The sequence below is a fragment of the Symplocastrum torsivum genome (assembly GCF_059505465.1).
Genome location: NZ_JCACKQ010000120.1, coordinates 82,428 through 107,537 on the forward strand (window position 1 = coordinate 82,428; position 25,110 = coordinate 107,537).

The 25,110-nt window shown below is 46.1% G+C and carries 22 protein-coding genes; 12 read left to right on the forward strand and 10 right to left on the reverse strand.

Annotated elements, in window-relative coordinates:
• Nucleotides 1–170: 170 nt before the first annotated feature.
• Complete coding sequence (locus AC5JL3_RS29025) at nt 171–2,132, reverse strand: ABC transporter ATP-binding protein (protein ID WP_496077751.1); 1,962 nt, start codon at nt 2,130–2,132, stop codon at nt 171–173.
• 215 nt (nt 2,133–2,347) lie between these two features.
• On the opposite strand from AC5JL3_RS29025, the gene AC5JL3_RS29030 reads away from it, so the two are divergent.
• The gene (locus tag AC5JL3_RS29030; protein ID WP_496077752.1) at nt 2,348–2,821 is read left to right on the forward strand and encodes a GNAT family N-acetyltransferase; all 474 of its coding nucleotides are present in this window, start codon (nt 2,348–2,350) and stop codon (nt 2,819–2,821) included.
• A gap of 222 nt (nt 2,822–3,043) precedes the next feature.
• Here AC5JL3_RS29030 and AC5JL3_RS29035 read toward each other — a convergent pair whose 3' ends face one another.
• Both AC5JL3_RS29035 and AC5JL3_RS29040 read right to left on the reverse strand, forming a co-directional pair.
• The gene (locus AC5JL3_RS29035; RefSeq protein WP_496077753.1) at nt 3,044–4,099 is read right to left on the reverse strand and encodes a type IV pilin-like G/H family protein; all 1,056 of its coding nucleotides are present in this window, start codon (nt 4,097–4,099) and stop codon (nt 3,044–3,046) included.
• Nucleotides 4,100–4,287: 188 nt separating this feature from the next.
• Nucleotides 4,288–4,863, reverse strand: a complete 576-nt coding sequence (locus AC5JL3_RS29040; RefSeq protein ID WP_496077754.1) for a TetR/AcrR family transcriptional regulator — start codon at nt 4,861–4,863, stop codon at nt 4,288–4,290.
• A 93-nt stretch (nt 4,864–4,956) separates the two neighbouring features.
• Here AC5JL3_RS29040 and AC5JL3_RS29045 point away from each other — a divergent pair, with 93 nt between their 5' ends.
• On the forward strand, nt 4,957–5,517 hold the full coding sequence (locus AC5JL3_RS29045; protein ID WP_496077755.1) for a carboxymuconolactone decarboxylase family protein: 561 nt from the start codon (nt 4,957–4,959) through the stop codon (nt 5,515–5,517).
• A 291-nt stretch (nt 5,518–5,808) separates the two neighbouring features.
• Here the strand turns inward: AC5JL3_RS29045 and AC5JL3_RS29050 are convergent, their stop codons facing one another.
• Nucleotides 5,809–7,104, reverse strand: a complete 1,296-nt coding sequence (locus tag AC5JL3_RS29050) for a Glu/Leu/Phe/Val family dehydrogenase (RefSeq protein ID WP_496077756.1) — start codon at nt 7,102–7,104, stop codon at nt 5,809–5,811.
• An 814-nt stretch (nt 7,105–7,918) separates the two neighbouring features.
• On the opposite strand from AC5JL3_RS29050, the gene AC5JL3_RS29055 reads away from it, so the two are divergent.
• From AC5JL3_RS29055 to psb35, 5 genes are all read left to right on the forward strand, one after another.
• Nucleotides 7,919–8,509, forward strand: a complete 591-nt coding sequence (locus AC5JL3_RS29055; RefSeq protein ID WP_496077757.1) for a DUF4126 domain-containing protein — start codon at nt 7,919–7,921, stop codon at nt 8,507–8,509.
• A 24-nt stretch (nt 8,510–8,533) separates the two neighbouring features.
• Entirely contained in the window at nt 8,534–9,847 is a 1,314-nt protein-coding gene (locus tag AC5JL3_RS29060) for a YcaO-like family protein (RefSeq protein ID WP_496077758.1), read from the forward strand.
• Between the two features lie 265 nt (nt 9,848–10,112).
• On the forward strand, nt 10,113–10,727 hold the full coding sequence (locus tag AC5JL3_RS29065) for an alpha-ketoglutarate-dependent dioxygenase AlkB (RefSeq protein ID WP_496077759.1): 615 nt from the start codon (nt 10,113–10,115) through the stop codon (nt 10,725–10,727).
• Nucleotides 10,728–10,884: 157 nt separating this feature from the next.
• Nucleotides 10,885–12,273: a TfuA-related McrA-glycine thioamidation protein gene (locus tag AC5JL3_RS29070; RefSeq protein ID WP_496077760.1), complete on the forward strand. Its 1,389-nt coding sequence runs from the start codon at nt 10,885–10,887 to the stop codon at nt 12,271–12,273.
• A 396-nt stretch (nt 12,274–12,669) separates the two neighbouring features.
• Complete coding sequence (gene psb35 / locus AC5JL3_RS29075; protein WP_496077842.1) at nt 12,670–12,861, forward strand: photosystem II assembly protein Psb35; 192 nt, start codon at nt 12,670–12,672, stop codon at nt 12,859–12,861.
• A gap of 260 nt (nt 12,862–13,121) precedes the next feature.
• Here psb35 and AC5JL3_RS29080 read toward each other — a convergent pair whose 3' ends face one another.
• Complete coding sequence (locus AC5JL3_RS29080) at nt 13,122–13,682, reverse strand: cyclic nucleotide-binding domain-containing protein (protein ID WP_192218768.1); 561 nt, start codon at nt 13,680–13,682, stop codon at nt 13,122–13,124.
• Between the two features lie 664 nt (nt 13,683–14,346).
• Here AC5JL3_RS29080 and AC5JL3_RS29085 point away from each other — a divergent pair.
• A complete protein-coding gene (locus AC5JL3_RS29085) occupies nt 14,347–15,147 on the forward strand; it encodes a TspO-related membrane protein (RefSeq protein WP_496077761.1) in 801 nt (266 codons plus the stop codon).
• Nucleotides 15,140–15,748 (forward strand): class I SAM-dependent methyltransferase, encoded by a 609-nt coding sequence (locus AC5JL3_RS29090; RefSeq protein ID WP_496077762.1) that lies wholly within the window; start codon nt 15,140–15,142, stop codon nt 15,746–15,748. Before AC5JL3_RS29085 ends, AC5JL3_RS29090 begins: the two co-directional genes overlap by 8 nt.
• Nucleotides 15,749–15,978: 230 nt before the next feature.
• Here AC5JL3_RS29090 and AC5JL3_RS29095 read toward each other — a convergent pair whose 3' ends face one another.
• Both AC5JL3_RS29095 and AC5JL3_RS29100 read right to left on the reverse strand, forming a co-directional pair.
• Entirely contained in the window at nt 15,979–17,289 is a 1,311-nt protein-coding gene (locus tag AC5JL3_RS29095; RefSeq protein WP_496077763.1) for a dihydrolipoamide acetyltransferase family protein, read from the reverse strand.
• Nucleotides 17,290–17,389: 100 nt separating this feature from the next.
• On the reverse strand, nt 17,390–18,124 hold the full coding sequence (locus AC5JL3_RS29100; protein ID WP_496077764.1) for a Crp/Fnr family transcriptional regulator: 735 nt from the start codon (nt 18,122–18,124) through the stop codon (nt 17,390–17,392).
• Between the two features lie 563 nt (nt 18,125–18,687).
• On the opposite strand from AC5JL3_RS29100, the gene AC5JL3_RS29105 reads away from it, so the two are divergent.
• From AC5JL3_RS29105 to AC5JL3_RS29115, 3 genes are all read left to right on the forward strand, one after another.
• Nucleotides 18,688–18,915 carry a hypothetical protein gene (locus tag AC5JL3_RS29105; RefSeq protein ID WP_496077765.1) on the forward strand — a complete coding sequence of 76 codons (228 nt, stop codon included), beginning with the start codon at nt 18,688–18,690 and terminating at the stop codon, nt 18,913–18,915.
• Nucleotides 18,916–18,941: 26 nt separating this feature from the next.
• Nucleotides 18,942–19,076 carry a hypothetical protein gene (locus tag AC5JL3_RS29110; RefSeq protein ID WP_496077766.1) on the forward strand — a complete coding sequence of 45 codons (135 nt, stop codon included), beginning with the start codon at nt 18,942–18,944 and terminating at the stop codon, nt 19,074–19,076.
• Between the two features lie 81 nt (nt 19,077–19,157).
• Entirely contained in the window at nt 19,158–22,829 is a 3,672-nt protein-coding gene (locus tag AC5JL3_RS29115) for a PAS domain S-box protein (protein ID WP_496077767.1), read from the forward strand.
• Nucleotides 22,830–22,835: 6 nt separating this feature from the next.
• Here the strand turns inward: AC5JL3_RS29115 and AC5JL3_RS29120 are convergent, their stop codons facing one another.
• From AC5JL3_RS29120 to plsX, 3 genes are read right to left on the reverse strand one after another with little or no spacing between them, the layout of a single operon-like run.
• Entirely contained in the window at nt 22,836–23,837 is a 1,002-nt protein-coding gene (locus AC5JL3_RS29120; protein ID WP_496077768.1) for a beta-ketoacyl-ACP synthase III, read from the reverse strand.
• Nucleotides 23,831–23,974, reverse strand: coding sequence for a hypothetical protein (locus tag AC5JL3_RS29125; protein ID WP_496077769.1), 144 nt, complete (start codon nt 23,972–23,974; stop codon nt 23,831–23,833). Before AC5JL3_RS29125 ends, AC5JL3_RS29120 begins: the two co-directional genes overlap by 7 nt.
• The gene (gene plsX / locus AC5JL3_RS29130; RefSeq protein WP_496077770.1) at nt 23,964–25,013 is read right to left on the reverse strand and encodes a phosphate acyltransferase PlsX; all 1,050 of its coding nucleotides are present in this window, start codon (nt 25,011–25,013) and stop codon (nt 23,964–23,966) included. Before plsX ends, AC5JL3_RS29125 begins: the two co-directional genes overlap by 11 nt.
• Between the last annotated feature and the right edge of the window lie 97 nt (nt 25,014–25,110).

Genomic DNA, 25,110 nt, shown 5'->3' on the forward strand with positions numbered 1-25,110 from the left:
CATCTCCTGCCTGTTGTGAGAGCAAAAGACTTTCTAAATGGCGTTGCTAAATTACAGATTGAAGGGAACTATAGCTCCTTGATTAATTAATCTTAACTATCAGTAGGTGAATAAGGGGGAAAGGCACATCGCAGAAAGAATCCCCAATTCCCAATTCCCAATTCCCAATCTTAGTTAACTGCCCACGGATCGCTAATTGTAGAAAGCTGGGCAGCTATACGCCGTCCTTCTTGCTGTTGTTGAATTCGCTCTAAGCTACCCGTCGGAATTGAGGCAATCAACTGGCGAGTGTAATCCTTTTCTGGCTTACGGTAGATGCTTTCTGGCGAACCAATTTCTTCAATTTTGCCCTGGTTCATCACCATGATGCGATCGCTCATGAATTTCACCACGCTCAAGTCATGGGAAATGAAAATGTAGGTTAGACCAAACTCACCTTGCAACTCTTTGAGGAGATTCAAAACCTGTGCCTGTACAGAGACATCAAGGGCAGAAACCGATTCATCACAGATAATAAACTTAGGATTGAGAGCCAATGCACGCGCAATCGCCACCCGTTGGCGTTGACCACCAGAGAACTCGTGAGGATAACGATTCATCCAGTCGGGATTTAAGCCAACACGTTCTAGAAGATAAGCCGTGCGATCGCGTCGTCCTTTACTATTACCCCCACTATCATGAATTAAGAGTGGTTCCATCACCGCTTCCCCAATCTTCAAGCGTGGGTCAAGCGAACTAAAGGGATTCTGGAAAATAATTTGCATCTCCCGTCGCAAGTGCCGCAGATGCTTCCCGCTAATCTTGGTGATATTTTGCCCTTCAAAAAGCATCTCACCATTCATTGGCTCAATTAATCTCAGCAAAGTCCGGGCAAGGGTCGATTTGCCACAACCAGATTCCCCAACTAACCCCAAAGTTTCCCCTGGATAGACCTCAAACGACACATTATTCACCGCCATAATGTAGCGTTTCGCTCTACCAAAAACTCCCCGCACCGGAAAGCCAACCTGAAGGTTACGAACCTCGACAAGAGGAGATTTTGATTGCACTTCGACGGCACGTTGCGGTTGAGCCTCATTACTAGAGCCATTGTTGTCTAAGACATTAGATATCGCCACTTTAAAATCAGTAGCTTTCTCCCGAATCTGGAGATCACCCGTTGGGGTTCTCACAACCTCCATAAAGTCGGAGACAGTGGGTAAATACTTCCGATCCCCCTCCAACTGAGGACGACAAGCTAATAAACCCTTGGTATAAGGATGCTGCGGATTAGAAAAAATTTGCCAGACATCACCACTCTCAACAATTTTTCCCTGATACATCACCGCTACACTGTCGGCAATTTCTGCAATTACACCCAAATCATGGGTGATAAAAATTATCGACATTCCACGTTTGTCTCGCAATTCCCGCAGTAAATCAAGAATTGTTGCCTGTACCGTGACATCAAGCGCTGTAGTCGGTTCATCAGCAATCAACACCTCCGGGTTACACGAGATTGCCATCGCAATCATCATCCGCTGGAGTTGACCACCAGAAAGCTCATGAGGGTAGCGGTCTAACATTGCCAGCTTTTGCTGATTAATCTGATGGTTAATTTCCTTTTCCCCTGGCAACGGTTTACCAGGATTTTCCCGGCGGAACTCTTCCACATACTGTTCCCTCAATTGCCCATCGCTAGGCAGAAGCCTAACCTCTTGAAGACCAGCCGTTGCTTGACGTCGCGCTTCTGCGGGGGAAACATTCTGGTGCTGGAGGATGGCTTCGGTTAGCTGAAATCCACAGGTGTAAACCGGGTTGAGGGAACTCATTGGTTCCTGAAAAATCATCGATATTTGCCCGCCCCGGTACAACCGCTTTTGCTCAGCAGAAAGCCGCACCAGATTCACAGGTTCTGCGCCATCTGCCGAAGGACGGAAGTAAATCTCTCCTTTGGAAATTCTGCCTGGAGTTGGCACTAAACCCATCACAGCTAGTGAGGTAACTGATTTCCCAGACCCAGATTCACCCACAATCCCTAGGGTTTGCCCACGATTTAGCGTGAAGTCAATGCCATCAACAGCGATGACCCGCCTTTCATCCGTCGGGAATTCCACTTGCAGATTGCGAACGTCAAGAACGGTGTCGGTCATGGCTCTCAAGAACTGAAGATAACTGAGATTGTAACAACCTGTTCCCTTTTAAGGAGGTCAATCTGGACATTTTTTTATGTGGCTGGGGATTGGGGGTCGGGGATTGGTGACTGGGGGCTGGGGTAGGCTTGAAATTGGTTGAATGGTTAGATCTAGCTTGTAGTATTATTGTAGTATAATTAGTGTGGTTAGACCGCCTCTCATTGCGATTGTCTATGATTCGACCGACCCTACCTGAAGACACGACGGCTCTGATTGCCCTAGCGGATGCCACCGGACTTTTCCCACCGAGCGCACTAGAGTTGTTGCGCCAGATGTTGACTGATGCTTTGGGAGAAAACAGCGACGCAGAACACTTCTGGATTACTGACGATGACAATGGACCAGTAGGCGTTGCTTACTGCGAACCGGAGCGGATGACAGACAGAACTTGGAATCTGCAATTGATTGCGATCCACCCCGTTCATCAAGGGCAAGGACGTGGTACGAAACTGCTAAACTACGTCGAGCAGGCGTTGACAGTGCGTGGTGGGCGAATGCTGCTAGTAGAAACGTCTGGGTTACCGGACTTTGAGCGCACGCGGACATTTTATGCAAAGTGCGGCTATGAGGAGGAGGCTTGCATTCGCGACTTCTACGCAGTGAATGATGATAAGGTCGTGTTCCGCAAAGTGTTGAACGCAGATTAGCGCTCTTGTGTCACTCCAGGAAAATCAACCTAGCAGTCAACGGATAAAATCCCTATCCAATGGACAATCTAGCGATCGCTTTCCTGTTAGAACCAAGAAGAAGTCGTCGGTATCGTCGTGCTTGTGCCCTCAAATTTAGTGGTTAGTTTACTCCTTTCGGAGCCAGAAGATTACCCATTCTCCTCTCCCTCTGCCTCCCCTGCCATCTCAACATAGGTATTCTTACGAGCGGGAAGAGAGTAATTGCAGGGAACGAGAACCTGCGGGACATTGGATTTCCGATGAACCTGCTATAGGCGCAGTTGGCATTGCTGGGGGGGAAGTTGAAGGTTGAGCGGTTTCACAAATCTGAGCAACTGTGGTTACTTTCCCATTGACTTGAGTGACAAATACAGCGCTTGTGTAGCTAGGAAGCTGAGCCTCCTTGGCAACGGCTGTGATCATCACATTTTGCGTATTATCTCCCTGAGGTACAATTTGGTAGCGATAAGACTCAGTTTCTGTTCTGAGTCCAATGCTGACTTCTTCTATTTCTCTAGCAAATTTCCCTTGCTCCAAATAATGTGCCTGTTGCACTTGGGTTAGAGCATACATATAGTTTTTTGCTTCATCTTCTGGTTTTTGGGCACCCTGATTGATCAAATTCTCGAAAGCTTCTAGCTCAATGACCTGAATATTCTCAGGCACGGTTGTTGCTTCAGATGCTTTGTTAAATAGTGGTGTATTGGGTTGAAATGTAGTTGGTCTGGGTTTTCCCGGCGTAAGTCCATCTAAATCTAAGCGCAACTTCCCATCAGCCGTAAATTCAAAAATCGTTAAAGCAGTTTGCTCAGGACTTAGTTGGATATCAAGCTGCATCGGCTGAGTCGCGGGATTAACCAGGTAAGCTACTTTGAGGGCAATAGAAGACCCATCAGGTGCTGGCAGCACAAAAAATAAATTGTTGTCCGGCGCAAAAATAAATGTGAATAGCTTATCTGATGTCGGGTCTTTGGCTTGCCACTGCCCTAATAATTGTTTTGGAACGGTGTCGGCTTCCGACGTGTCTTGAGTCTGAGCGAGTGGGGTTGATGAGGGCACTTGAGCATTTACTGATGTTCCTAGTACACCTAGTAGTGCTACAAGTAATCCTGAAGTGATTAACTGGCGAGAAATCCCAAATCGCCGTGAGGGGCTAGGGAGTAGCGCCACTATGCTAAATTTCGCTTGGCTATTGCTATCATGCGCTACCTGTACCCAGTGTGAACGTGTAGGAAGTTTAAAAGTAGTACGACTCATGAAACTACAGTCTAGGAACTCACTGGATTTTAACAGCCAATGCTGTTAGTCTGCTTCACGAGTTATATCCGCTTATGCCTAATAAGACTTATGACAGAGGGATGAATCCGCCATAAGCCCTAAGTCTTATCAGGTGCATCGGATGTTTAGGAGAGTACAAGGGATAGTACAAGCAATCAGACCCAATATCAATTGCCTACATTCGCATCAATTAGGATTGATAGAGCTGTCTGAGCAAAGGTTGCACCCTCTGGTGACTGTTCAATAGTTGCCATTAAGCTTGCGCCGCCGATAAGCAGCAAATACTGCCGCGAAAAAAAGTCTGGGTTTTTGATGCCTGCCTCGGCTGCTAATTGCATAATGATTTGGCGAATTGACTCCCGTAAATCGATTGAAACCTGATGTGCTTTGTGTGAAGCATCGGCAATTTCCAGAACGGCATTGATGAACGGACAGCCCCGAAAGTTGGGACTAGCGTACCATTCTCGCAGCACGTCAAAGGTAGACAATAAACGTTCTTTAGGTGTATTGCCACGCTCGGATACGGCTGTCTCAAACCAGCGTATCCACTGAGCGGCACGATAGTTCATGACTTCTTCGATTAACAAGTCTTTCGAGGGAAACCATCGATATAGCGTCCGCTTAGCAACTCCAGACTCTGCAATCACTTCGTTAATGCCCACATGCTGAATACCCTTTTGGTAGAAGAGTTCAGACGCTGTTTCGAGAATTTGCTGTCGAGCGTGACTGGATTCAGTACTCATAGAAAGTAGACAAGTTTGTCTCCTTTTCCCTACAATAGCATTTTGATGAGGTAGACAATTCTGTCTACTCTGTACCTTTGGAGGCAACTGCCAATGGACTTCCCCATTTACACGACCGACACCGCTCCTGAAGAGTCCAAAGTCGCGTTAGCTCATGCGAAAGAAACATTTGGATTTATTCCGAATCTTGAAGGGATTTTTGCCCAAGCTCCATCACTACTAAAAGGCTCGATGGCACTGTGGGACTTATTTGAAGCCACCAGTTTCAGCCCCGTCGAGCAGCAAGTGATCTACCTGACAGCAAATTATGAACACGAATGTCATTACTGCATGGCAGCCCATTCTGGCTTAGCGAGGATGATCGGTATGTCGGCTGACGATATTCAGGCGCTCCGTGACGGAACACTTCTGAGCGACCCAAAATTACAAGCCTTGCGGCAGTTCACCCAACGCCTGATTCAAGCGCGGGGTTGGTTAGATGATCTTGAGATTGAAGCATTTTTAGCAGCAGGTTATACCCAACAGCAAGTGCTGGAAGTCATTCTTGGAATTGCGATTAAGATCCTGCACAATTACACGAATCACATCGCCAAAACGCCGCTCGACAAACCTTTTCAACCTTATGTTTGGTCAAAGCCTGCACTCACTGCCTAAATCGCATTCAAGCTAGCTAGAGAGGCAATTGCGTTCTGGTTGTCGTGTGCAATTGCCTTTAGTTCTTTTTATAGCCATCAGCAGTCAGCTTTCAGCGGTCAGCTTTGGGTCAAATCGGCTCTAGTTAACGGGACTTGGCTCCCCTTAATGTCCTAACATTCGTGGCTACTGCTATACCGACGGAAAAGTAGTCACTTACTGGTTCAAGCGATCGCGTCTTCAAAAGCCTGTTTCACTAAGCGTTCAGCTTTAAAACAAAAGGTTTTTCGCTAATCGCTAAATCCAAAAGTTCTAGGAAACTCGACCATTGATGTAGTAATCTCTTGTCCCTTTAGCATTCAGTGCTTCTCCAAGCCGATTCAACGCATGAACATAAGCGGCTGTTCGCATTGATACTGCTAATTCTTGCGAAATTGACCAAATACGGTTAGTTTCCTCGACAATCTTTTGCTTTAACCGTTGATTGACTTCTTCAAGTGTCCAATAAAGTCCACTGCGGTTTTGCACCCATTCAAAATAGCTAACGGTAACTCCCCCTGCATTCACCAAAATATCAGGAAAAACGTAAATTCCTTTGGCTTCTAAGATTCTGTCAGCCGCAGATGTTACAGGGCCATTCGCCGCTTCAAAGATGTACTTGGCATTAATCGTATTGGCATTTTCCTCGGTAATTTGATTTTCCAAAGCAGCGGGAATCAAGATATCAACATCTAAGGCTAAAAGTTCCTGATTGGTGATGACTTCATGTTCAACAATGTTGCAAACGCTGTTCCTACAGTAAACAGCTTTGACACCATTACCTGCTGCTTTATAGTGTCGAATGCTAGGAATATCTAACCCGCTTTTAGCATAAATTCCCCCTTGGGAATCACTAATGGCAACAACTTTATAACCCGCTTTGGCAAGGAGTTCTGCCAGCACAGCACCTGCATTACCAAAGCCTTGAATGGCGACAGTTGTCTCTTGGGGTACCTGCTCAAATTTGGGCATGATCGATTCAATTACAAAAAAAGCACCAGTAGCGGTAGCACCGTCACGCCCAAGGCTACCTCCCATTGTGATCGGTTTACCTGTAACAACCGCTGGACTAATTTGACGGCGAATGATGCTGTATTGATCCATCATCCAGCCCATGATCATCGCATTGGTGTAAACGTCAGGTGCGAGAATATCAACATCAGGGCCAATGAAATCTGCGATCGCATCTATATAACCCCGACTCAGACGTTCTAATTCCAGCTTTGATAAGGCTTTCGGATCAACGGTGATTCCGCCTTTTCCTCCTCCAAATGGAAGGTTCAAAGCAGCACATTTAAACGTCATCCAAAACGCTAATGATTGCACTTCATCCAAGGAAACATTGGGATGGTAGCGTACACCACCTTTTGCCGGGCCTCTTGTATCGTCATAGCGAACCCGATAACCTTGAAAAACCTTTAAAGAGCCATCATCCATCCGAACTGGAATCGAGACACTCAAGCTCGATTTAGGATACTTGAGGTGTTCAATGGCATCATCAGAAATCGAAACATATTTCAGAGCGGCTTGCAATCGTTTACTGGCATCAGAAAATAATGAATCAGACATCCTGCTGTTTCTCCTGTTACATAACTGGGCTAGGAGAGAAGGGTGCATTTACAGGAAAGTATTGGCGCAAGCTTACTCTTGCTTTCGCTAGAGTGTTCCATAGCAAGCGTTTGCTTGCGCCTATTCCCACTCTCCTGAAAATGGAAAAGTTTAATTACCAGAACCTAGCACTAGTTAAGTGTGTTTAGTTTTTTGTGGTACGCGAAGCTTGTTTCAGACGCTATTAATTGACTCGAATTTGAGCCAACTAACCGTCTGTTTCCCCTTCTCTATAAGGAGAAGTAACTGTTAGGCAAGACCAGTGCTTGCTAAGTGTTTCCCTATAAATTCATTAAATCACAAAATCTGTATATTTAGCTACATTTTGCAAAGAAAATCCTGGGAACTTAGACTGCCACTGGGATTGCGGGTTATTTGGCTAAATTTTTTTGCTGAATTCTGACGAGCTAGGGGAGATTAACTCCGCTTGATTACTCATTATTAAAATTCATCAAGAGTGGTCATTTTGCGAGGAAAAGGAGTTTATGATGGTAGGTGATTAAACGGATTTGGTAGGGTGAGCCGTTTAATGAGTGATAATGCGATCGCCTGAGTAGTCTAGATAAGTTCAGTGCTGTCAAGCGATTTAAACAGAGCCGTTACTGAATTGCTATCAACAAGACACACGATTGCTTCACTAACTACTACACTAAGAAAGCATACTTAGAACTCTTAACTCGGTTGCTTTCCAACCGGATTGAGAGTATGTTTTCGCGTAAGCCATAACTCAAATGTGGGATTAACTAACTCAATAGGTCGCAGCCACTAGGCAACCATGATTGAACTCTTAGCCGCCCTCTCTGCATCGTCAGCGGCAGGAATGAGAATAGCCCTGCCTCTTCTCGTCATTGGCTTGTTACGAAGTAATAGTCTTTGGGCTAGCGTACCGCTCCTGTCTCAGATTAATCCCTCAGTTTTACTCGGTATCCTCACCACTTGGTCAGTATTTGAGCTATTTGCATCTAAGCGGCTTTTGGGGCAGCGCGTGTTGCAAGTCATCCAGCTATTGTTAAGCCCAGTGGTAGGAGCCATTATGGGCATTGCCGTGGCTCGATTTGCGGATACTCCAACAGCACTAATCTGGATAGTTGGTATCATCGGCGGTTTACTCGCGCTTGTACTCCAACTCGTTCAAGTCGGTTGGTTCTTTCGCTTGCGAGGCTTGCCGCTATGGGTTGTCTTTGTTCAGGATGTTTTGTGTGTTGCGTTGGTTATCCTAGCTTTTGATGCACCTCAACAAGGAGGAATCATTGCTTTACTGCTACTATGGCTTGCGATTCGTAGCTCTAAGCAGTGGCATGACTGGTATAGGGAAAAGAATCGCACTAAAAAGCGCCGCTTCCGTAGCCATATCCCAGATGAGTGAACAAAGTGATTAACCAACCTTGAGATGACTTGCATAAATTTCCAAAATCAAGCCTATCGAGTAGCGAAGCACTACTGGCACGGAACCCATCGAACCGCTTCTCCTGAAGAAACCTTAGAACGAGTTCGACCCTACTTTAAATCTATTGGGCTAACTCGTATTGCTAATGTTACAGGCTTAGATAGAATTGGCATTCCAGTTACGATGTCCTATCGCCCCAATAGCTACAGTGTTGCCACTTCCTCCGGCAAAGGAACCACTCTTGAGGAAGCGATGGTTTCAGCAGCTATGGAGTCGATTGAACTTTACTGTGCTGAAACGATTGACTTACCGGAAATTATCCTTCCCTATGCTCAACTAGCAAAGCATTATCCAGTCATTGCCTTAGAACATTTACCGCTACGCGAGAATTCACTCTTTAGTGTCAAGCGACCAGAACAGTGGTGCTTGGGTTGGGATATTTTTAATCAAAATGAGGTGGCTGTTCCCATTCAGTCCGTTTCGATGAACTACCACAGGTATTGGTACAACGATTTTTCCAGCCTAGGTTCATTTGATATGGGTTCCAATGGTTTAGCGTCTGGCAATCATTTTTTGGAAGCCGTCAGTTCAGCCTTGTATGAAGTGATTGAGCGAGATGCTGTCTCTTGTCACCTAGAAGCTTTATTAAAAGGGTATGGAATACCAAGAGTGCCTGTAGAAACAATTGAATATCCTCTGGTTTTGGAGTTGTTAGCCCAATTTGAGTCAGCACAGCTAGTTCCGACTCTGTTTGATTGCTCGGTTGATACGGAAGTGCCTGTGTATCGAGCTTATGTTTATGATCCAAGTGGCTATGCACCTAGTAGTCATGGTTATGGTGCTCATCTAGATCCGGAAGTCGCTATGGTGCGAGCTTTGATCGAGGCAGCTCAAATCCGTGCCATCCTAATTTCAGGAGCAAGAGATGACATTTTTCATCAATACTACACAATGCTGAGAGGGCAAGCCAATCGAGGCTATCAAACCAATCATCTTGAATCCCATTCACCAACCGTAGAGGCAACGCAGACATCACAAGCTACTCCTACATTTGAGGAAGATATCGAAATTCTCTTGAAAAAGCTGAAGCGGGTAGGTTTAGATCAGGTGATTGTGTTTGATTTAAGTCCGCGAGATTGGGATATTTCTGTGGTTCGAGTGATTGTGCCAGGATTAGAAGCCTCCTTTCACAGAAAGTACAATCCAAAACAGCGTGCGATCGCTTTTGCCGAACGTCAGTATGCAGCGAGTGTGGAATCAAAAGCTGGGCGTACTCGTGAAGCCGATACTCATCTACCAGCGGGTGGAACCCCTTAATCGTAGCCACAAAAAAATCGTTATATTTTTAAGGACATCTCTGGCTAAATCATCCCCCTCCTGACAGATCTACCAGGATTACTCAGCCTGATTAAAGGAATTCAGCGAAATAGCGTAGAGAATTTGAGACATATTACTGAGGTAAAAGCTTCTAGTGGAAGGAGAAAATTTTAGGTGGTAAACAGGTCAGAAGTATAACTAAGCTTCTGCTCATGTGTAATCAACAACTAATCAGGGCTGAATTTACAAGTTACTACTTGCAATTATGAACTGTGTAGATTTAGAGATCATTCCGAACGCTGAAGGCTTAGCAATCCCAGGGCTCACTTACATTCCTGACTACGTTAATGATGATGAACACAATCAACTGTTGGACATTGTAGACCAACAACCATGGTCAATTGACTCTATAGAAAAGACAAGAAAAATTCAACAACACGGGTATCGGTTAGATTATCACAAAGACTTCCTTGTTGCCTCTAGCTACTTGGGCGATTTGCCAGATTGGGCAGACAAACTTGCTACTAGATTCTTCAAGGAGGGCTTAACCTCAACGGCTCTCGATCAAGTCACTGTTAATGAATATCAACCTGGACAAGGTGTAAGAAGCCATATTGACTGCGTAACCTGCTTTGGCAAAACAATTTTTGCGCTAAGCTTGGGAGGGTCGTGTGTGATGGATTTTACTGATTCTGTAACCAAAAGCAAAGCTTCAATTTTGTTATCTCCAGGAAGCTTACTGGTATTAAAAGCAGCAAGCCGATATGTTTGGCAGCATAGCATTGCTCCTCGTCATAAAGATAATTATAAGGGTAGAGAAATTATTAGAACGAGGAGAATATCTCTCACATTCAGAGAAATATTATTTCCTCATAAGTAACTCTCTATTCAAGAAAGCGATCGCAACTGAGTAAGGAACTTAAAGCAAATTCATTGAGCTAAATTTAACTAGCATACGACCAAGCTATTGATAACCCATAACAAGCTTTGAGGAAACAGCAAAGTGCTGGATAGCCAATCCTGTTAATATTAACAGTATGAAAAAAATTGTCATATTTTTAGGACCATCTCTTCCTTTAGCCGAAGCAAAGGAAATTCTGGATGCTATTTATCTTCCTCCAGCAAAGCAATCAGATTTAATAAGTGCTGTCACTACTTATAAGCCAGATATTATTGGTTTGATTGATGGACTCTTTATGACTTACCCCTCAGTATGGCATAAGGAGATTTTGTATGCTCTTGAACAGGGAGTGGCAGTTTATGGAGCCAGCAGTATGGGCGCGTTACGAGCCGCTGAAACTGAGGCTTTTGGGATGGTTGGAGTTGGTGAAATTTACCAATTGTATGCTAGTGGAGAACTAATTGATGATGATGAAGTGGCATTGGTTCATGGGCTAGAAGACACAGGGTATCGTCCTCTATCAGAACCTATGGTGAACGTTCGAGCAACGTTTCGCCGTGCTAAAGACGAGGGAGTTATTAGTAAAAAGCTATTTGAACAACTGACAGCGATCGCTAAATCTATATATTTTCCTAAACGAAGATTTCCTGCCATCTTTTCTAAAGCGGCTACAGTTGGCATATCACAAAAAGAACTAGAGGGAATAGCCAATTTTGTCAAGGAAAAGTATGTAGATATTAAGCGTCAAGATGCAGTTTTGCTTCTTAAAACCCTTCGAGATTTACGTGAATCTCTACCTCAGGCAAGTTCAAAATTTGACCTTGTTAAGAATCAATTTTTTTCAAGCCTTTATTATCGAGATCGGACAATAAAACGGAATGATACGGCTGTTCCTCTAGGAGATATTGCTGGGTATGCCGCATTACATCTACCTGACTTTAATGATATCAATCTACAAGCTTCCAATCGAGCTTTAGTACAGATTTTAGCTGGGATTTTAGATATTAAAGTGTCTCAGGTAGAGATGGATAAGGAGAGTCGGCGCTTTCGTTCCCGTTATACTCTCCGTGAGGAAAGTGCCTTCCTAGAGTGGCTAGAGCAAAATGATCTCACTCTAGAGGAATTTAATCAGCTAATGTCTGAGATGGCGTGTTGTCGTCGCTTACAGAATTGGTTATTCACGAGAAAAGCCAATGAGACAAATACAAAGATTGTATTAGATGAATTGCGATTGCAGAATCGTTATCAAGAGTGTGCTGAGGCTGCTGCCAAAAAAGAACAACTGGTTGAAAAATATTATCCTGACTTTAGTGAAGAAAAGTATGATGATCTAACGATGGCGCGGCTAGCGATTGAGCATGAACGTTCTACTGGTTGCTCAATCAGTTTCCGTGAGGATTCGGTGAATGAGGCAGGTTTTCTGTCTGGTGACTTGCTGAAACTAGAACTAATGCGATCGCATCTTGCCAGGAAAGCTTTGCAAAATCGTCAAAAGCTTGAGCGTTCAACAGAGCAAAGCCCATAATCATCTTTAGATGAACAACGCGCTACGACAACAACTATGCCAAGAAGAGGGCAGAAATCCTCAACCCCGTTTGCCTCAACTGGCACAATCGGTTTAAGGGGAATTGGGAATTAATGATATAGCAATCAGCAGTCAGCTTTGGGCGGTCAGCTTCCAGTCCAATAGGCTCCGCTTAAGGAACTCGGCTTCCGATGATGTCCTAACCTCAGTGGCTACTGCTATACATAGACCACGTAGAATATTCTTCCCATTCCTTCGCAACAAGTCGTGTGACACTTCAGGGTGCGGAATGAAGGTTTTGAGTTGAGATCAAACTCAGGAGTGATAGAGGCTACTCTGCGGTTTGGTAGGATAACCAAAATACGATATGGAGTTTATCAAGTTATGTATTTATTAATGGATGTAGGAGTCGAGGCAGCACCTCATTTTCCAATCTCTGCTACTCTTGTGTATGTTGTGGGCTTTATCGCCGCTGTCACAATTGGTTCAATTGCTTGGTATAATTCCAAGCGTCCTGTAGGCTGGGAAAACAAGGAACGTCCTGATATTGTGCCGAAGGTAGACAAAGAAGAGACTCCTGGTCTCTAAAGAATCTAAAGAAAAAATAAATTTAACTACCTCTAACTGCCTCAATTTCTTCCTGCCTCTTGTAGTGATTTAGAGGCAGTTAATTTATTTTGCAAAAATAGATACTGATGGTCAGTTGTGGCTGAAAGCCGATTCAAAATGTTTTTTGAGTAACCTATCAAAGCGACATGGCTCATTGGCTGCCACGTAGCGGTTTTGGCAGCTTGATAAAGGGCATTAATTAAAAATTAAAACTCCCTTAATGTTGAATCTCGGCTTGATTACTCAGGTAGTGCCGCGTAATCACTACTTCTCAGGCGTCTGAGTAACCAGTCAAATCTGGCTTTTGCCAAGGGCACGTTATCGATCATTTCAGGCGATAAATCTTCTACATTGTTATCTTCATTCACTAGTTGATCTTTGGCATAACCGAGATATCTAACCGTACCCCGTAGCCGGGTGGATAGAAAAATTGCGATCGCACGATAGAAGCGCGAGGCAAATCCCTGATCTTCTTGCAGTTTCTCAATCAATAGCTGTCGAGGAATGGATAACACGAGCGAGGTTTCCACCGCTTGAACCGTTGCAGAGGGAGGACGAGCATCAGCAAAGGACATTTCCCCAACTACTGCGCCACTCGTTAAACGAGCAATGGTTTTACCTTCCAAAGCAGAGACAGATACCGATAAGGTTCCCTCTAAGAGAATGTGTAGCGTATCAATCGCTTGACCTTCCTGAATCAGGACAGTACCAGCCTCAACCTCCTCTCGACGACCGCTAGAGACCATCCAATCAATGTCATCATCGTCCAGTTCACCCAGTAAAAAGAATACTTTTTTCATGACTGACTTCTTTCTCACTCATCGTGGTTGCAGGAGACCGCTTGTAACTTCCTGAGATGCCCTGATTCCAATGTTTTCTTATCTTAGATTTGAAGTCGCTGATTAACCACATCGTTCACTACCAGTTTAGGGTCGTCAGGAACCAAACTTACTTTTTTAATTTTTAGTAGCACCTACATTCTAGTGTTTGCCTAACTGAGGAAGATCCAGGAGTACCGACTCCAGACCCAATAAACAAGTCTGAGGCAACGTGCCCTCTCCCAATTCCTCCATTCGTATGACCTTATCCTGACTCGTCACACACTTCAATCTCTGCCACGGGCAAACATGGTCTTTCCAATGTAGGTAAAGCTGTAGTATTGATGTAGCCTGTAGGCGATCGCAATAGAGTGTCTCCTTTCAAGAGCAAGAGAGCTTCCCCATGCAGGCGAACCTTAGAGGGATTATGCTAAAGCGAGTCAAGACTCAAGTTCCGACACTACTACTCTCAAGGTCGCTACGATGAAGTTACACCTACTTGTCTTGAGACGGTTCACCAGGAAATTGCTGGGTCAGAATGGGTGCTTTTTGATCAGACTTCTTATATGCCCCATCTGGAAGAAGCCGAACGATTTATGCAGGTGTTGAATGAGTTCTTGAGCCGAATTAAAGTATCGGCTGGATCATGAAACAATCGACTAAGCCTTTAGATAGAGATATTATCAGGCAAGCTCTCAACCTGATTGCCATTCTTGCCGCCTTTGGCGTGAATGTTCTGGCGAATGTCGCCCCGTTTAATGGACTGACAATTGGAGAAATCTCTAACACATTCTTCAGAGATGTTCTAATTACGCCAGCAAATTATGCTTTTGCAATCTGGGGACTGATTTATTTAGGGCTAATTAGCTTTGGAGTCTATCAAATACTCCCTGCACAGCGACAAAATCCCCATCTGCATCGGATGGGATATCTGTTGGTGGTAGCTTGCCTTGCTCAGATAGCCTGGGTGTTTTTCTTCCAGTATCGACAGTTCACACTCTCGTTGGTGGCAATGCTGGCGATTTTGCTGCCTTTGATTGGAGTTTATCTGCGTGTCGGGATTGGACATACACGAGTCTCCCGGAACGAGAAGTGGTTTGTTCACATTCCCTTGAGTATCTATCTTGCCTGGATTAGTGTGGCGACGATTGTGAACGTAGCGACAACACTGTACAACTTAGGCTGGAGTGGTTGGGGTATCAGTGCCGAAGTGTGGACAGCGATCGCATTAATTGCAGGTGCTGCGATCGCGTCTGTCGTGAGTATCCAACGGGCTGATATTGCCTTTGTCCTAGTTATTGTTTGGGCATTTATCGCTATTGCGGTGCGTCAGGCGAACATACCCGTAATTGCGATAACAGCAGGAGGGTTAGCCGTTGCGCTTGTCCTATTACTCCTATTTAGTGTGCTACGCCGCCAAAAGCCGAGCCTAAATTCCAATGAGTAGGGACATTTTCAGCAACAAAGAAAAGTTCTTTGATTTGTGGGCACCGAACTATGATTTCTTGTTCACTACGGTGTTCTACCAAGCTGTTCACAAACGGCTATTAGAGTATCTTGAACTGCCTGAGCAACCAAATGTGCTTGATGTTGGTTGTGGTACTGGTCGTCTCTTAAATCGTCTTGCAACAAAGTTTCCCACACTCCGAGGAACTGGACTAGATTTATCGGCAAAAATGCTTCATCAAGCCCAGCAAGGCAATCGACACGGAGAACGTTTAGTTTACAAGCAGGGAAATGCAGAGTCTCTCCCATTTCTGGAAAGTCAATTTGATGCTGTTTTTAATACGTTGAGTTTTCTGCATTATCCAAACCCCCAACAGGTTTTTCAAGAGGTTAATCGAGTACTTTATCCAAGCGGGAAGTTTTATTTAGTAGATTTTACAGTTAGAGAGTGGAAAGGTGCTAATTCTCTCTCACTTTCTCCTGGTGGCATTCAATTTTATAGCACTCAGCAGCGAGAACAATTTGGTTTAGTCGCACATCTTAAATGCTTGGGTCATTATTATCTTTTGGGTTCTGTAGTACTGAGTATTTTTAGGAAGTAGTTTATAGCCGTTTTCAGTTGGATGAAGTGTAGCTCAAGTGTGTGAAACAAGAGAGAGCAAGGAAAACAAAAAAGCTGATAGCTGATAGCTGACGGCTTTCTGCTATAAGCGCGATCGCCTTTTGCAAATTCCTCTTCCTGAAAATAAGCAATCGCGTTTTGAGTTTGAAAAGATGCTCAAAACGGATTGCACGATAAGCCACTGTCAAACGGCTAAAAAGCTATAACTGCCTACAGCGTTAGTGATTGTGGATCGGTTTCAATCAACTTCGCCAAGTCTTGTAGGAACGCGGCTGCATCAGCACCATAGATGATGCGATGGTCACAGGTAATATTTACCTGCATCTGACGCCGCACTCCCATCATGCCCTCTGCGGTTGCCACAACTTGTGGACGTGATGCCCCGATCGCTAAAATTGAACCCTGTCCTGGTGGCAAGATCGCATCAAAGCGGTCAACACCAAACATCCCTAGATTGGAAAGGGTGAAGGTGCCTGAGCTATATTCTGCTGGTTGCAACTGCTTGAGCCTGGAGCGTTCTACCAAGTCTTTCCAGTTACGAGACAGGGAATAAATATCTACCTGATCAGCATTTTGCAATACAGGTGTAATCAATCCACCGTCTGCCATTGCCACTGCTACAGCAATGTTGATTGAACTGTGATACTGAATGCCCTGATCTGTATAACTGGCATTCACTAAGGGATGTTTCTGCAACGCCACTGCCACTGCCTTGGCAAGCAGTGCTGTCATCGTCACACCTTTGGATTTGATTTTTTTGTATAGACTATCCAGTGCATCGGTGGTGATGGTGTAACCTACGCGGTATGTAGGTACTGGGATGCTAGCAACCATATTCCGTACCACTGCATTTTGCAGAGTATTTAGCGGTACGACTTCACCGAGAGGCGCAGTCGTGGAAGCGGCTGGCGCAGGCGCGGCGGCGGGTTGGGGTGCGGGGGTAGCTGGGGTAGGAGCGGTTGGTGTCTTGGCGGGGGCTGTTGTCGCGGTAGCTGGGGCAGGTGTCGGCGCACTACTTTTGCCAGCAACGGCTTCCACATCTTCAGCAACAATCCGTCCGTGGGGGCCACTACCTTGTAAGCCGCTTAGATCGACCTTTAATTCCTTGGCTAACTTCCGCGCACGGGGCGAGACAATAATTCGACCATTACGACCGCTAGGAGTATCTTGAGCGGCTGGCGCAGCGGCTACAGGTTCTGGTGCAGGTGTTGTTTCCTTGGGTGCTGGGGTAGCAGCAGGGGCTGAGCTGTTGGCTTGTTGTTTGGCTGTCTCAATTTCTGCTTCTGTTTCTGCCACAAGTGCGATCGCAGCACCGACAGGAGCAGCTTCACCCGCTGGTACCGTGATTACTGCCAAATAGCCTTCATAAAAGGACTCTACGTCCATATCCGCCTTATCCGACTCAACCACTACCACGGTTTCGCCTTTTTCTACGCGATCGCCTGGGGATTTAACCCAAGAGACTATTTTGCCTTCGGTCATCGTGGAACTGAGGGCGGGCATGAAGACTTCGTGGATCATGGGGGGTATTCCGAATCAAGTTGGCGTGGGCTAGCAAGAACGTTTGCCAGCTTGCATTGTAGCTTGAGGAATGCCTTAGGGACGAGGGAATTGGTGAACGCTATAACTGTTTACTCTGAACAATCCCCCTAGAGGCGTCTTCCTCCTCTTTGACACGCCGATAACACTCGCAGCTAACTGCTTCCAAACCTTGGTGATCGAGGATAGTCATCTGACCGCGACTGTAGCGAATCAGCCCTGCCTTTTGAAGCCCACCCGCTACTACCGTAACGCCAGCGCGGCGTACTCCCAGCATTTTTGCGAGAAAATCATGGGTAATCGGAAATTTGTCTGAGTGTACGCGATCGCACGTCATCAGTAGCCAACGGCAGCAGCGCTCTTTTACTGAGTGGTGGGAAATGCAGGCAGTCGATTGCGAAAGCTGGAGCATCAATGTGTTCGTGTAGCGCAGTAGCAGAGCGTGAAGCGGGCTGTCGGGCTTGACCGAATTTTTGAAGACATCTGTCTTCATCCTCATTGCTTCGCCTGGAACCTGCACAATTGCCTCGTGGAGGCTTGTCTCGACTCCTAGGAAAATGGAGAGACCAACCATCCCTTCATTGCCCACCAGAGCTACTTCAACTGCCGTACTATCTTCCAGAATCGTGACTAGAGAAACTACGCCATGATTGGGGAAATAGACGTACTCGATGGGGTTTGTAGGTTGGTAGAGAACTTCCTTATAAGACAGTTCAACCAGCTCCAAGTTGGGCAGAAGACGTGCTTTGAACTCACTGGGTAGAGCGCTCAGAAGGCGGTTTTCAACAGGTGAGCGAGGTGGGTAGACAAGAGACATCAAGACACTCCTTGAGCCAGTTGTATTAAAAAAAACAACTTACGGCACAAGGGGCGGTTTTAAGATTCCGTTTCCGATGTCAAAAGGTGAATATTCTAAAGAACAAGCTCTACGGCTAGTTGCTTACATGGTCATCTTAACAAACTTAGGTTGTACATTGGCGTACATTAGCGCTATGATTAAATGTGAGTACCATAACGTACTTAAACATTGCAGTTGCTACCGCTTTTGAGGATGAATTGGTAAAGGTTCTTCAAGAGAGGCTTGAACCCGTCACCTCCAGCTTTACTGAAGCTTGGGTCGGCTAAGCTGTCACACATTTAAATTGCTTGTTGAGACTTTCGGGTAGATGGGATGATCGTTGGTTGCCTCATCTTAAAGTTATGCAATTTAGATGCACATCAGCTTAAGGTTTTAGAACACTTAATATAACAGAAAAACAAGCAATGAATACGAATTTAAATAAACAATAGAATCAGCTCCTTGTTGAGACATTCTTTAGCACAACTAGTAATAATTCAAGCACTTTTAATTAATTTTAATAACAATTACTAGGCTTAAGGATGAGTGTTCAAGAGTTGGATTCACTCAATCAATCAGATGAACCCGCAAGAGAATGGGCTACTAAACTTCAAACGGCTCATAACTGGGCAGAAGTCTTGATGCAACTGAGCCAACTCAAAGCAGATTTTAGAGATCAGGTTTGGAAGTTTTGGCAACTGGATATATTTGAGGAATCTGATTTTCCATCTAAGGTAAAGGCAGAAGAGAGCCAGGAGTTACACCGCTAGATCTCTTTCAGAAGACAGCAGGATAGGTGGTAGGGATTTTCATCGCAGTGAGTGAGCGCAGCGCACAGGCGACTAGCTTGAAAGTCGGGATAATGCGGGGGGTGGAGGAAGCTGAATTTGATGGGGAAGGCAAGAAAACCCGCTCAGTCCCAATTTTCTAGAGAGATTTCAGTAACAATAAGCTCTAGAAGCTCTGCTTGGGAAAGCTTGTTTGCTCAGTCAATTCCTTACGACCAAGCCTCATGCTGAAGTTATACCGCCGCTTGTTGAGTAAGATTAATCCACATCGTAGTCTCAAAGCCCGTTTGGGACTAGCAACTGGTGGTATTGTCTTGTTGCTCTCCACCGTACTGAGTCTGTTAGTTGGGTACACAACAAGCACTCAGATAGAAACTACGATTGGACAACATGCAGGCGAAATCGCTTACCAGATGGCGGATAAGCTTGACCGGGGAATGTTTGAGCGCTACCGCGATATTCAGATTCTTGCCAGCCTCGACCTCATACGCCAGTCAAATTACCCTGTAGCCGCGAAGCGATCGCTACTAGAAAAGCTACAAAGTACTTATCCAGACTATGCCTGGATGGGGTTGACAAATCAGCAGGGTGTGGTTCTAGCGAGTACAGGGAAAGTTTTAGAAGGTGTAGATGCGTCCAAACGTCCAATCTTTCAAGGGGGACGGGTAGAACCTTACGTTGGTGATGTCCATGATGCTCTACTGTTAGCGAAGCTCTTGCCTAATCCAACTGGAGAACCCTTACGATTTGTTGATTTAGCTGCGCCTGTAAAAGATACTCAAGGCAAGTTTCAGGGTGTCATTGCCGCACACTTGAGCTGGACATGGGCAACTGAAATTGAAAAATCGCTACTCGAACGGCTTGGGGAACACCATCAAGTTGAAATCTTCATTCTCAGTCAAGATGGCACAGTTTTGTTGGGACCAAAAACCTTTCAGGGGCAGAAATTGACCCTGGCAAGTGTGCAAGCCGCTCGTGCCAATCAAAACAGTTATTTGATTGAACCTTGGTTACAAGAAGGAAACTATGTAACAGGATTTGCAAAAACTCAAGGTTATCGCGACTATCCGGGTTTAGGATGGTTGGTGCTCGTGAGACAGAAAGCAGCCGTTGCCCTAGCACCAGCGCGATCGCTTCAATCTCAAGTCTTTGCTTGGGGAATTGCTTTAGGCACACTCTTTGCAATCTTAAGCTGGTTGAGTGCCAACCAAATTGTCCGCCCAATGCTCAAGATTGCCGCCGCCGCGAACCGCATTCGCCAAGGAGATACGCTTGCCAAAATTCCGCTCGTGCGTGGACAGGATGAACTGGCTACGTTAGCTGAATCACTGAGACACCTAGTCTCTACCTTAGATGAACAACAACAAGAGCTAATTTCACTCAACGAGCAGTTACGGCTGGATATCACACAGCGACAACAGACAGAAGAGGACTTACGAGAAGTCACTAATGCTCTAGAAAATGCGATAGATGCAATCTCTCGGCTAGATGCTTCTGGGCACTATATCAACGTCAATCAAGCCTATGCCAATCTACTAGGCTATGCGTCAGAAGAAATGCTTGGGATGACTTGGCAGTCAACCATACACCCAGAGGATTTGAATATTGCGATCGCGGCTTACCAACAGATGCTAGCTCTCGGTAAGGCAGAAGTCGAAGTCAAGGGCTTGCGTAAGGATAACTTAGCGTTTTACCAACAAGTAGCGCTCGTTAAAGTTGAGGACAAAGAGCAGCAATTTAATGGGTATTACTGCTTTGTGAAGGATATCACCGAGCGCAAACAGGCAGCCGTTGCCCTGCGACAAACGAATGAGCGCTTGCAAAGGTTATTTGATTCCAACCTGATTGGTGTTGCCTTCTGGAATATTGACGGCTTTATTGTGGATGCAAATGATGCTTTCCTGCGTTTTTCTGGCTACACTCGCAAAGAGTTCACTTCGTTAGGAAGAATTAATTGGAGAGAGCTGACTCCTCCAAAGTACAGGCACCTAGATGAGCGAGCGATCGCAGAAACTCTCTCGACTGGAGTTTCCAATATTTACGAGAAGGAATATATTCACCGGGACGGTAAGCGAGTACCAATTGTTCTAGGGATAGCACTACTGAACGATTCTCAGCGCGAGGGAATTGCCTTCGTGTTGGACATCACCGAGCAAAAACGAGCGGAACAAGAGCGCGAACAACTCCTGAGTCGTGAGCGACAGTATGCCAAGCAACTGCATGGGTTAACCGAAGCGGCGCTAGTAATGAACTCAGCGCTGTCTATTGAAGACGTATTGCGAGTGATTACCGAGCAAGCACGGGCAATCATTGGCGCACACCAGTCGGTAACAAGTATGACTATCGATCAAAACTGGGCGCAGGCAATCAATAGTGTTTCACTTTCAGACAAATATGCAGCCTGGCGAGACTATGATGCAAAGACCGATGGTTCGGGGATTTATGCCTGTGTCTGCCATCTGAATCGTTCGATGCGGTTGACTCAAGCAGAACTAGAAGCTCATCCAAAATGGCGAGGATTTGGGAAGGAAGCTGGAAATCATCCACCAATGCGCGGCTGGCTAGCTGCACCCCTTAGAGGGCGAGATGGTCAAAATATTGGTCTGATTCAGTTATCTGATAAATACGAGGGCGAATTTACCGAAGAAGACGAAGCGATTATTGTCCAGTTGGCGCAGATGGCATCGATTGCGATCGAGAATACTCGGTTGTACAACGCAGAACAGAGTGCGCGTACTCAAGCAGAGACAGCCAATCGCCTCAAGGACGAGTTTCTTGCGGTTCTCTCCCATGAATTGAGGACTCCGCTTAATCCAATCTTGGGTTGGTCAAAGCTCCTCCGAACGCGCAAATGTGATGAAGCAACGACGGTGAAGGCTTTAGAAACGATTGAGCGCAATGCCAAGTTACAAACTCAACTGATTGAGGACTTGCTGGATGTCTCTCGAATTCTGCGAGGTAAGCTGACGCTGAATGTTGATTCCGTTGACCTAGTACCCACGATTGAATCCGCTATTGAGACAGTACGCTTGGCAGCGCAAGCCAAGGCGATTCAAATTCAAACAGTGTTTGATCGTCAGGCAGGGCAAGTTGCAGGGGATGCCAACCGCTTACAGCAAGTCTTTTGGAATTTGCTCTCGAATGCCGTTAAGTTCACCCCCCAAGGGGGACAGGTGGAAATCCGGCTAGAGAGGGTTGGGACGGAAGCCCAAATCCAAGTGAGTGATACAGGCAAAGGTATCAGTCCTGAGTTTTTACCCTATGTCTTTGATTACTTCCGTCAAGCTGATAGTACAACGACAAGAGTCTTCGGTGGGCTGGGTCTTGGTCTAGCGATTGTTCGCCAGTTGGTAGAACTGCACGGTGGAACTGTCTGGGCAGAAAGTCCTGGTGTTGGGTGTGGCGCGACGTTTACGGTGAGGTTACCCCTGATGGCTGTTGAGTCAGAGGGTACTCAGGAGAATGAGTTAATTAGCAGTTCTCCCAATCTTGAAGGGGTACGGGTTCTCGTTGTGGATGATGAGGTAGACACCCTTGAGTTGCTGGTCTTTATGCTGAAAGAGTATGGGGCACAAGTGCGTGGTGTTACGGAAGCTAGTGAGGCACTGTTGTTGATTTCAGAGTGGCAGCCAGATTTATTGTTGAGTGATATTGGGATGCCAAATGTCGATGGCTATATGCTGATTCGCCAAATCAGAGAATTGGAGTCAAAGCTGGGAAGATACATTCCTGCGATCGCACTTACCGCTTACGCTGGAGAGACTGACCATCAACAGATACTCGCTTCTGGGTTCCAGAAACACGTTACGAAGCCAGTAGAGCCAGCTAAGTTGGTAAATGCGATCGCTAGCTTAGTTGAACACCAGCAGGGTGAAAAGCAATTCTATTCACCCTAGAACTTATCACCTACCCCATTGAAAGATAGTAGCGCCCCACGTTAACCCCGCACCGAAGCCAGAAGCCGCAATAACATCACCCGATTGAATCTTACCCGCCCGCACCGCTTCATCCAATGCCAGGGGGATAGAAGCCGCCGAGGTATTGCCGTAGTGGGCAAGATTACTCAGAACTTTCTCAGCCGGAATGTTCAGACGTTGGGCAACAGCATCGAGAATCCGCTGATTCGCTTGATGCAAGAGCAGCCAGTCTACTTCGTCGGTGCTAAGGTTTGCCCGGAACAGCGCTTTCTCTATCACTTCCGGCACCTTTTGCACGGCAAAACGATAAATTTCCTTGCCGTTCATGCTAATGGGCTGATAATTGCCTTGGCTAACTGTAACGCCCTCGACAAGTTCTCTTGTTTGTGCTTTGAAGGCTAGCTGGAGAGATTTATTTAGGGTGCCATCGCTGCGGAGTTCAAACCCCAAGAAGCGATCGCTTTCATTCGCCTGCATTACTATCGCCCCAGCACCATCACCAAATAATATACAGGTGCCTCTGTCTGTCCAATCGACCCAGCGCGAGAGAATATCCGCCCCAATCAACAAGACGTTTCGGTAAGCCCCCGTGCGAATAAACTGAGCGGCTGTCACCATCCCAAAAACAAACCCAGAGCAAGCGGCTGTCATATCAAACGCAACCGCTTGAGGTGCCCCTAGAAGGTGCTGAATTTGGGTTGCTGTACCAAATAAATCATCCGGCGTTGAAGTTGCCAGGATAATCAAATCCAAGTCGGTTGGCGCAATCCCTGCCATGGCGATCGCCTTTTGAGCGGCTGTAGATGCGATCGCACTGAGACATCCTTGAGCATCAACCAAATGCCGTTCCCGAATTCCCGTCCGAGCCGTAATCCACTCATCAGACGTCTCAACCATTCGCTCAAGTTGATGATTATCGAGAGCAACTTCTGGTGTCGCCGAACCGCTCCCTGTAATGGCAATACCTAGCCCTAATTGATTCAACACTGCTCTCCATTAGTTGCTGAACGATGCACACACTCAAGGTTGAGTCGGTAAACAGCAAGGATTAATAAACCAGCCGCGAGTAATCCTGCTACCAAAAAGCGACTACCCAAGCGGCATTCTAGCTGCTTACTCCTCACTTCCCTGAGCCTTAGCTGCTGGTTGCTCTTCACTCTTGAAATCTTTAGACTGAATTCGCTCCAGTACCTGATTATCAATCGCTTCTTTCGCCAAGCGAATCGAATTAAAAATCGCTGGCGCTTGGGAGCTACCGTGACTAATAATACAAATTCCTGCAACCCCTAGGAGTAATCCTCCCCCATGTTCCGCATGATCGATGCGCTGCTTAATCCGCTTGAGGTTAGGTTTTAGAAGCGCTGTACCCAATTGACCTGATAATCCTTGGGGCAGTTCCTCTCGGAGGATTTGCAGCACTATCTCACCTACCGCTTCGGCAAACTTGAGCAAGACATTGCCGACAAAGCCATCGCAGACAATCACATCAAAATTTCCGGAGAGAACATCTCTACCCTCAGCATTGCCAATAAAGGCTACTCTTGGATTCTCTTGCAACAGTTGATGTGTGCGAATCGCTAAATCATTCCCCTTACAGCTTTCCTCACCAATATTCAGCAGCCCGACCTTGGGTTCATTAATCCCCAGCACATACTGGCTGTATATCGAACCCATTACCGCAAACTGCTCTAGATACTTAGGACGACAATCGACATTCGCCCCCACATCCAGGACAATCACGGGTTTACCCGCCACCATTGTTGGAAATACTGCCCCAATTGCCGGACGGTCAATTCCTTTTAAGCGCCCGATGCGTAGTAATGCCGCCGCCATTGCTGCCCCAGAGTGCCCAGCAGAAACCACAGCATCAGCTCGTTTCTGCTTAACCAAATCCATTGCCACATTAATCGAAGCCTTGGGCTTGCGCTTCAAGCTCACCAATGGCTCCTCATTCATCTCAACGACTCCCTCAGCCGGAACAATTTCCAGCTTGTACGAATCAGTGTGTTGCTTGAGGGAGGATTCAATGGCTTGAGGATCGCCCACTAACAAAACCTCTACGCCTAACTCCTCCTGTGCCCTAATAGCGCCAGCAACGATTTCGGCGGGGGCATGATCCCCTCCCATAGCGTCAATTGCGATCCGTGCGCGAGTCGATGCCATTACTCAAAATGATAGAAACCTTCACGCATTCTACCAGAAGCCCTCCACGCAACATTAAACCTGATGTGATCTGCCTGACATTGAATAAAACTCAGTA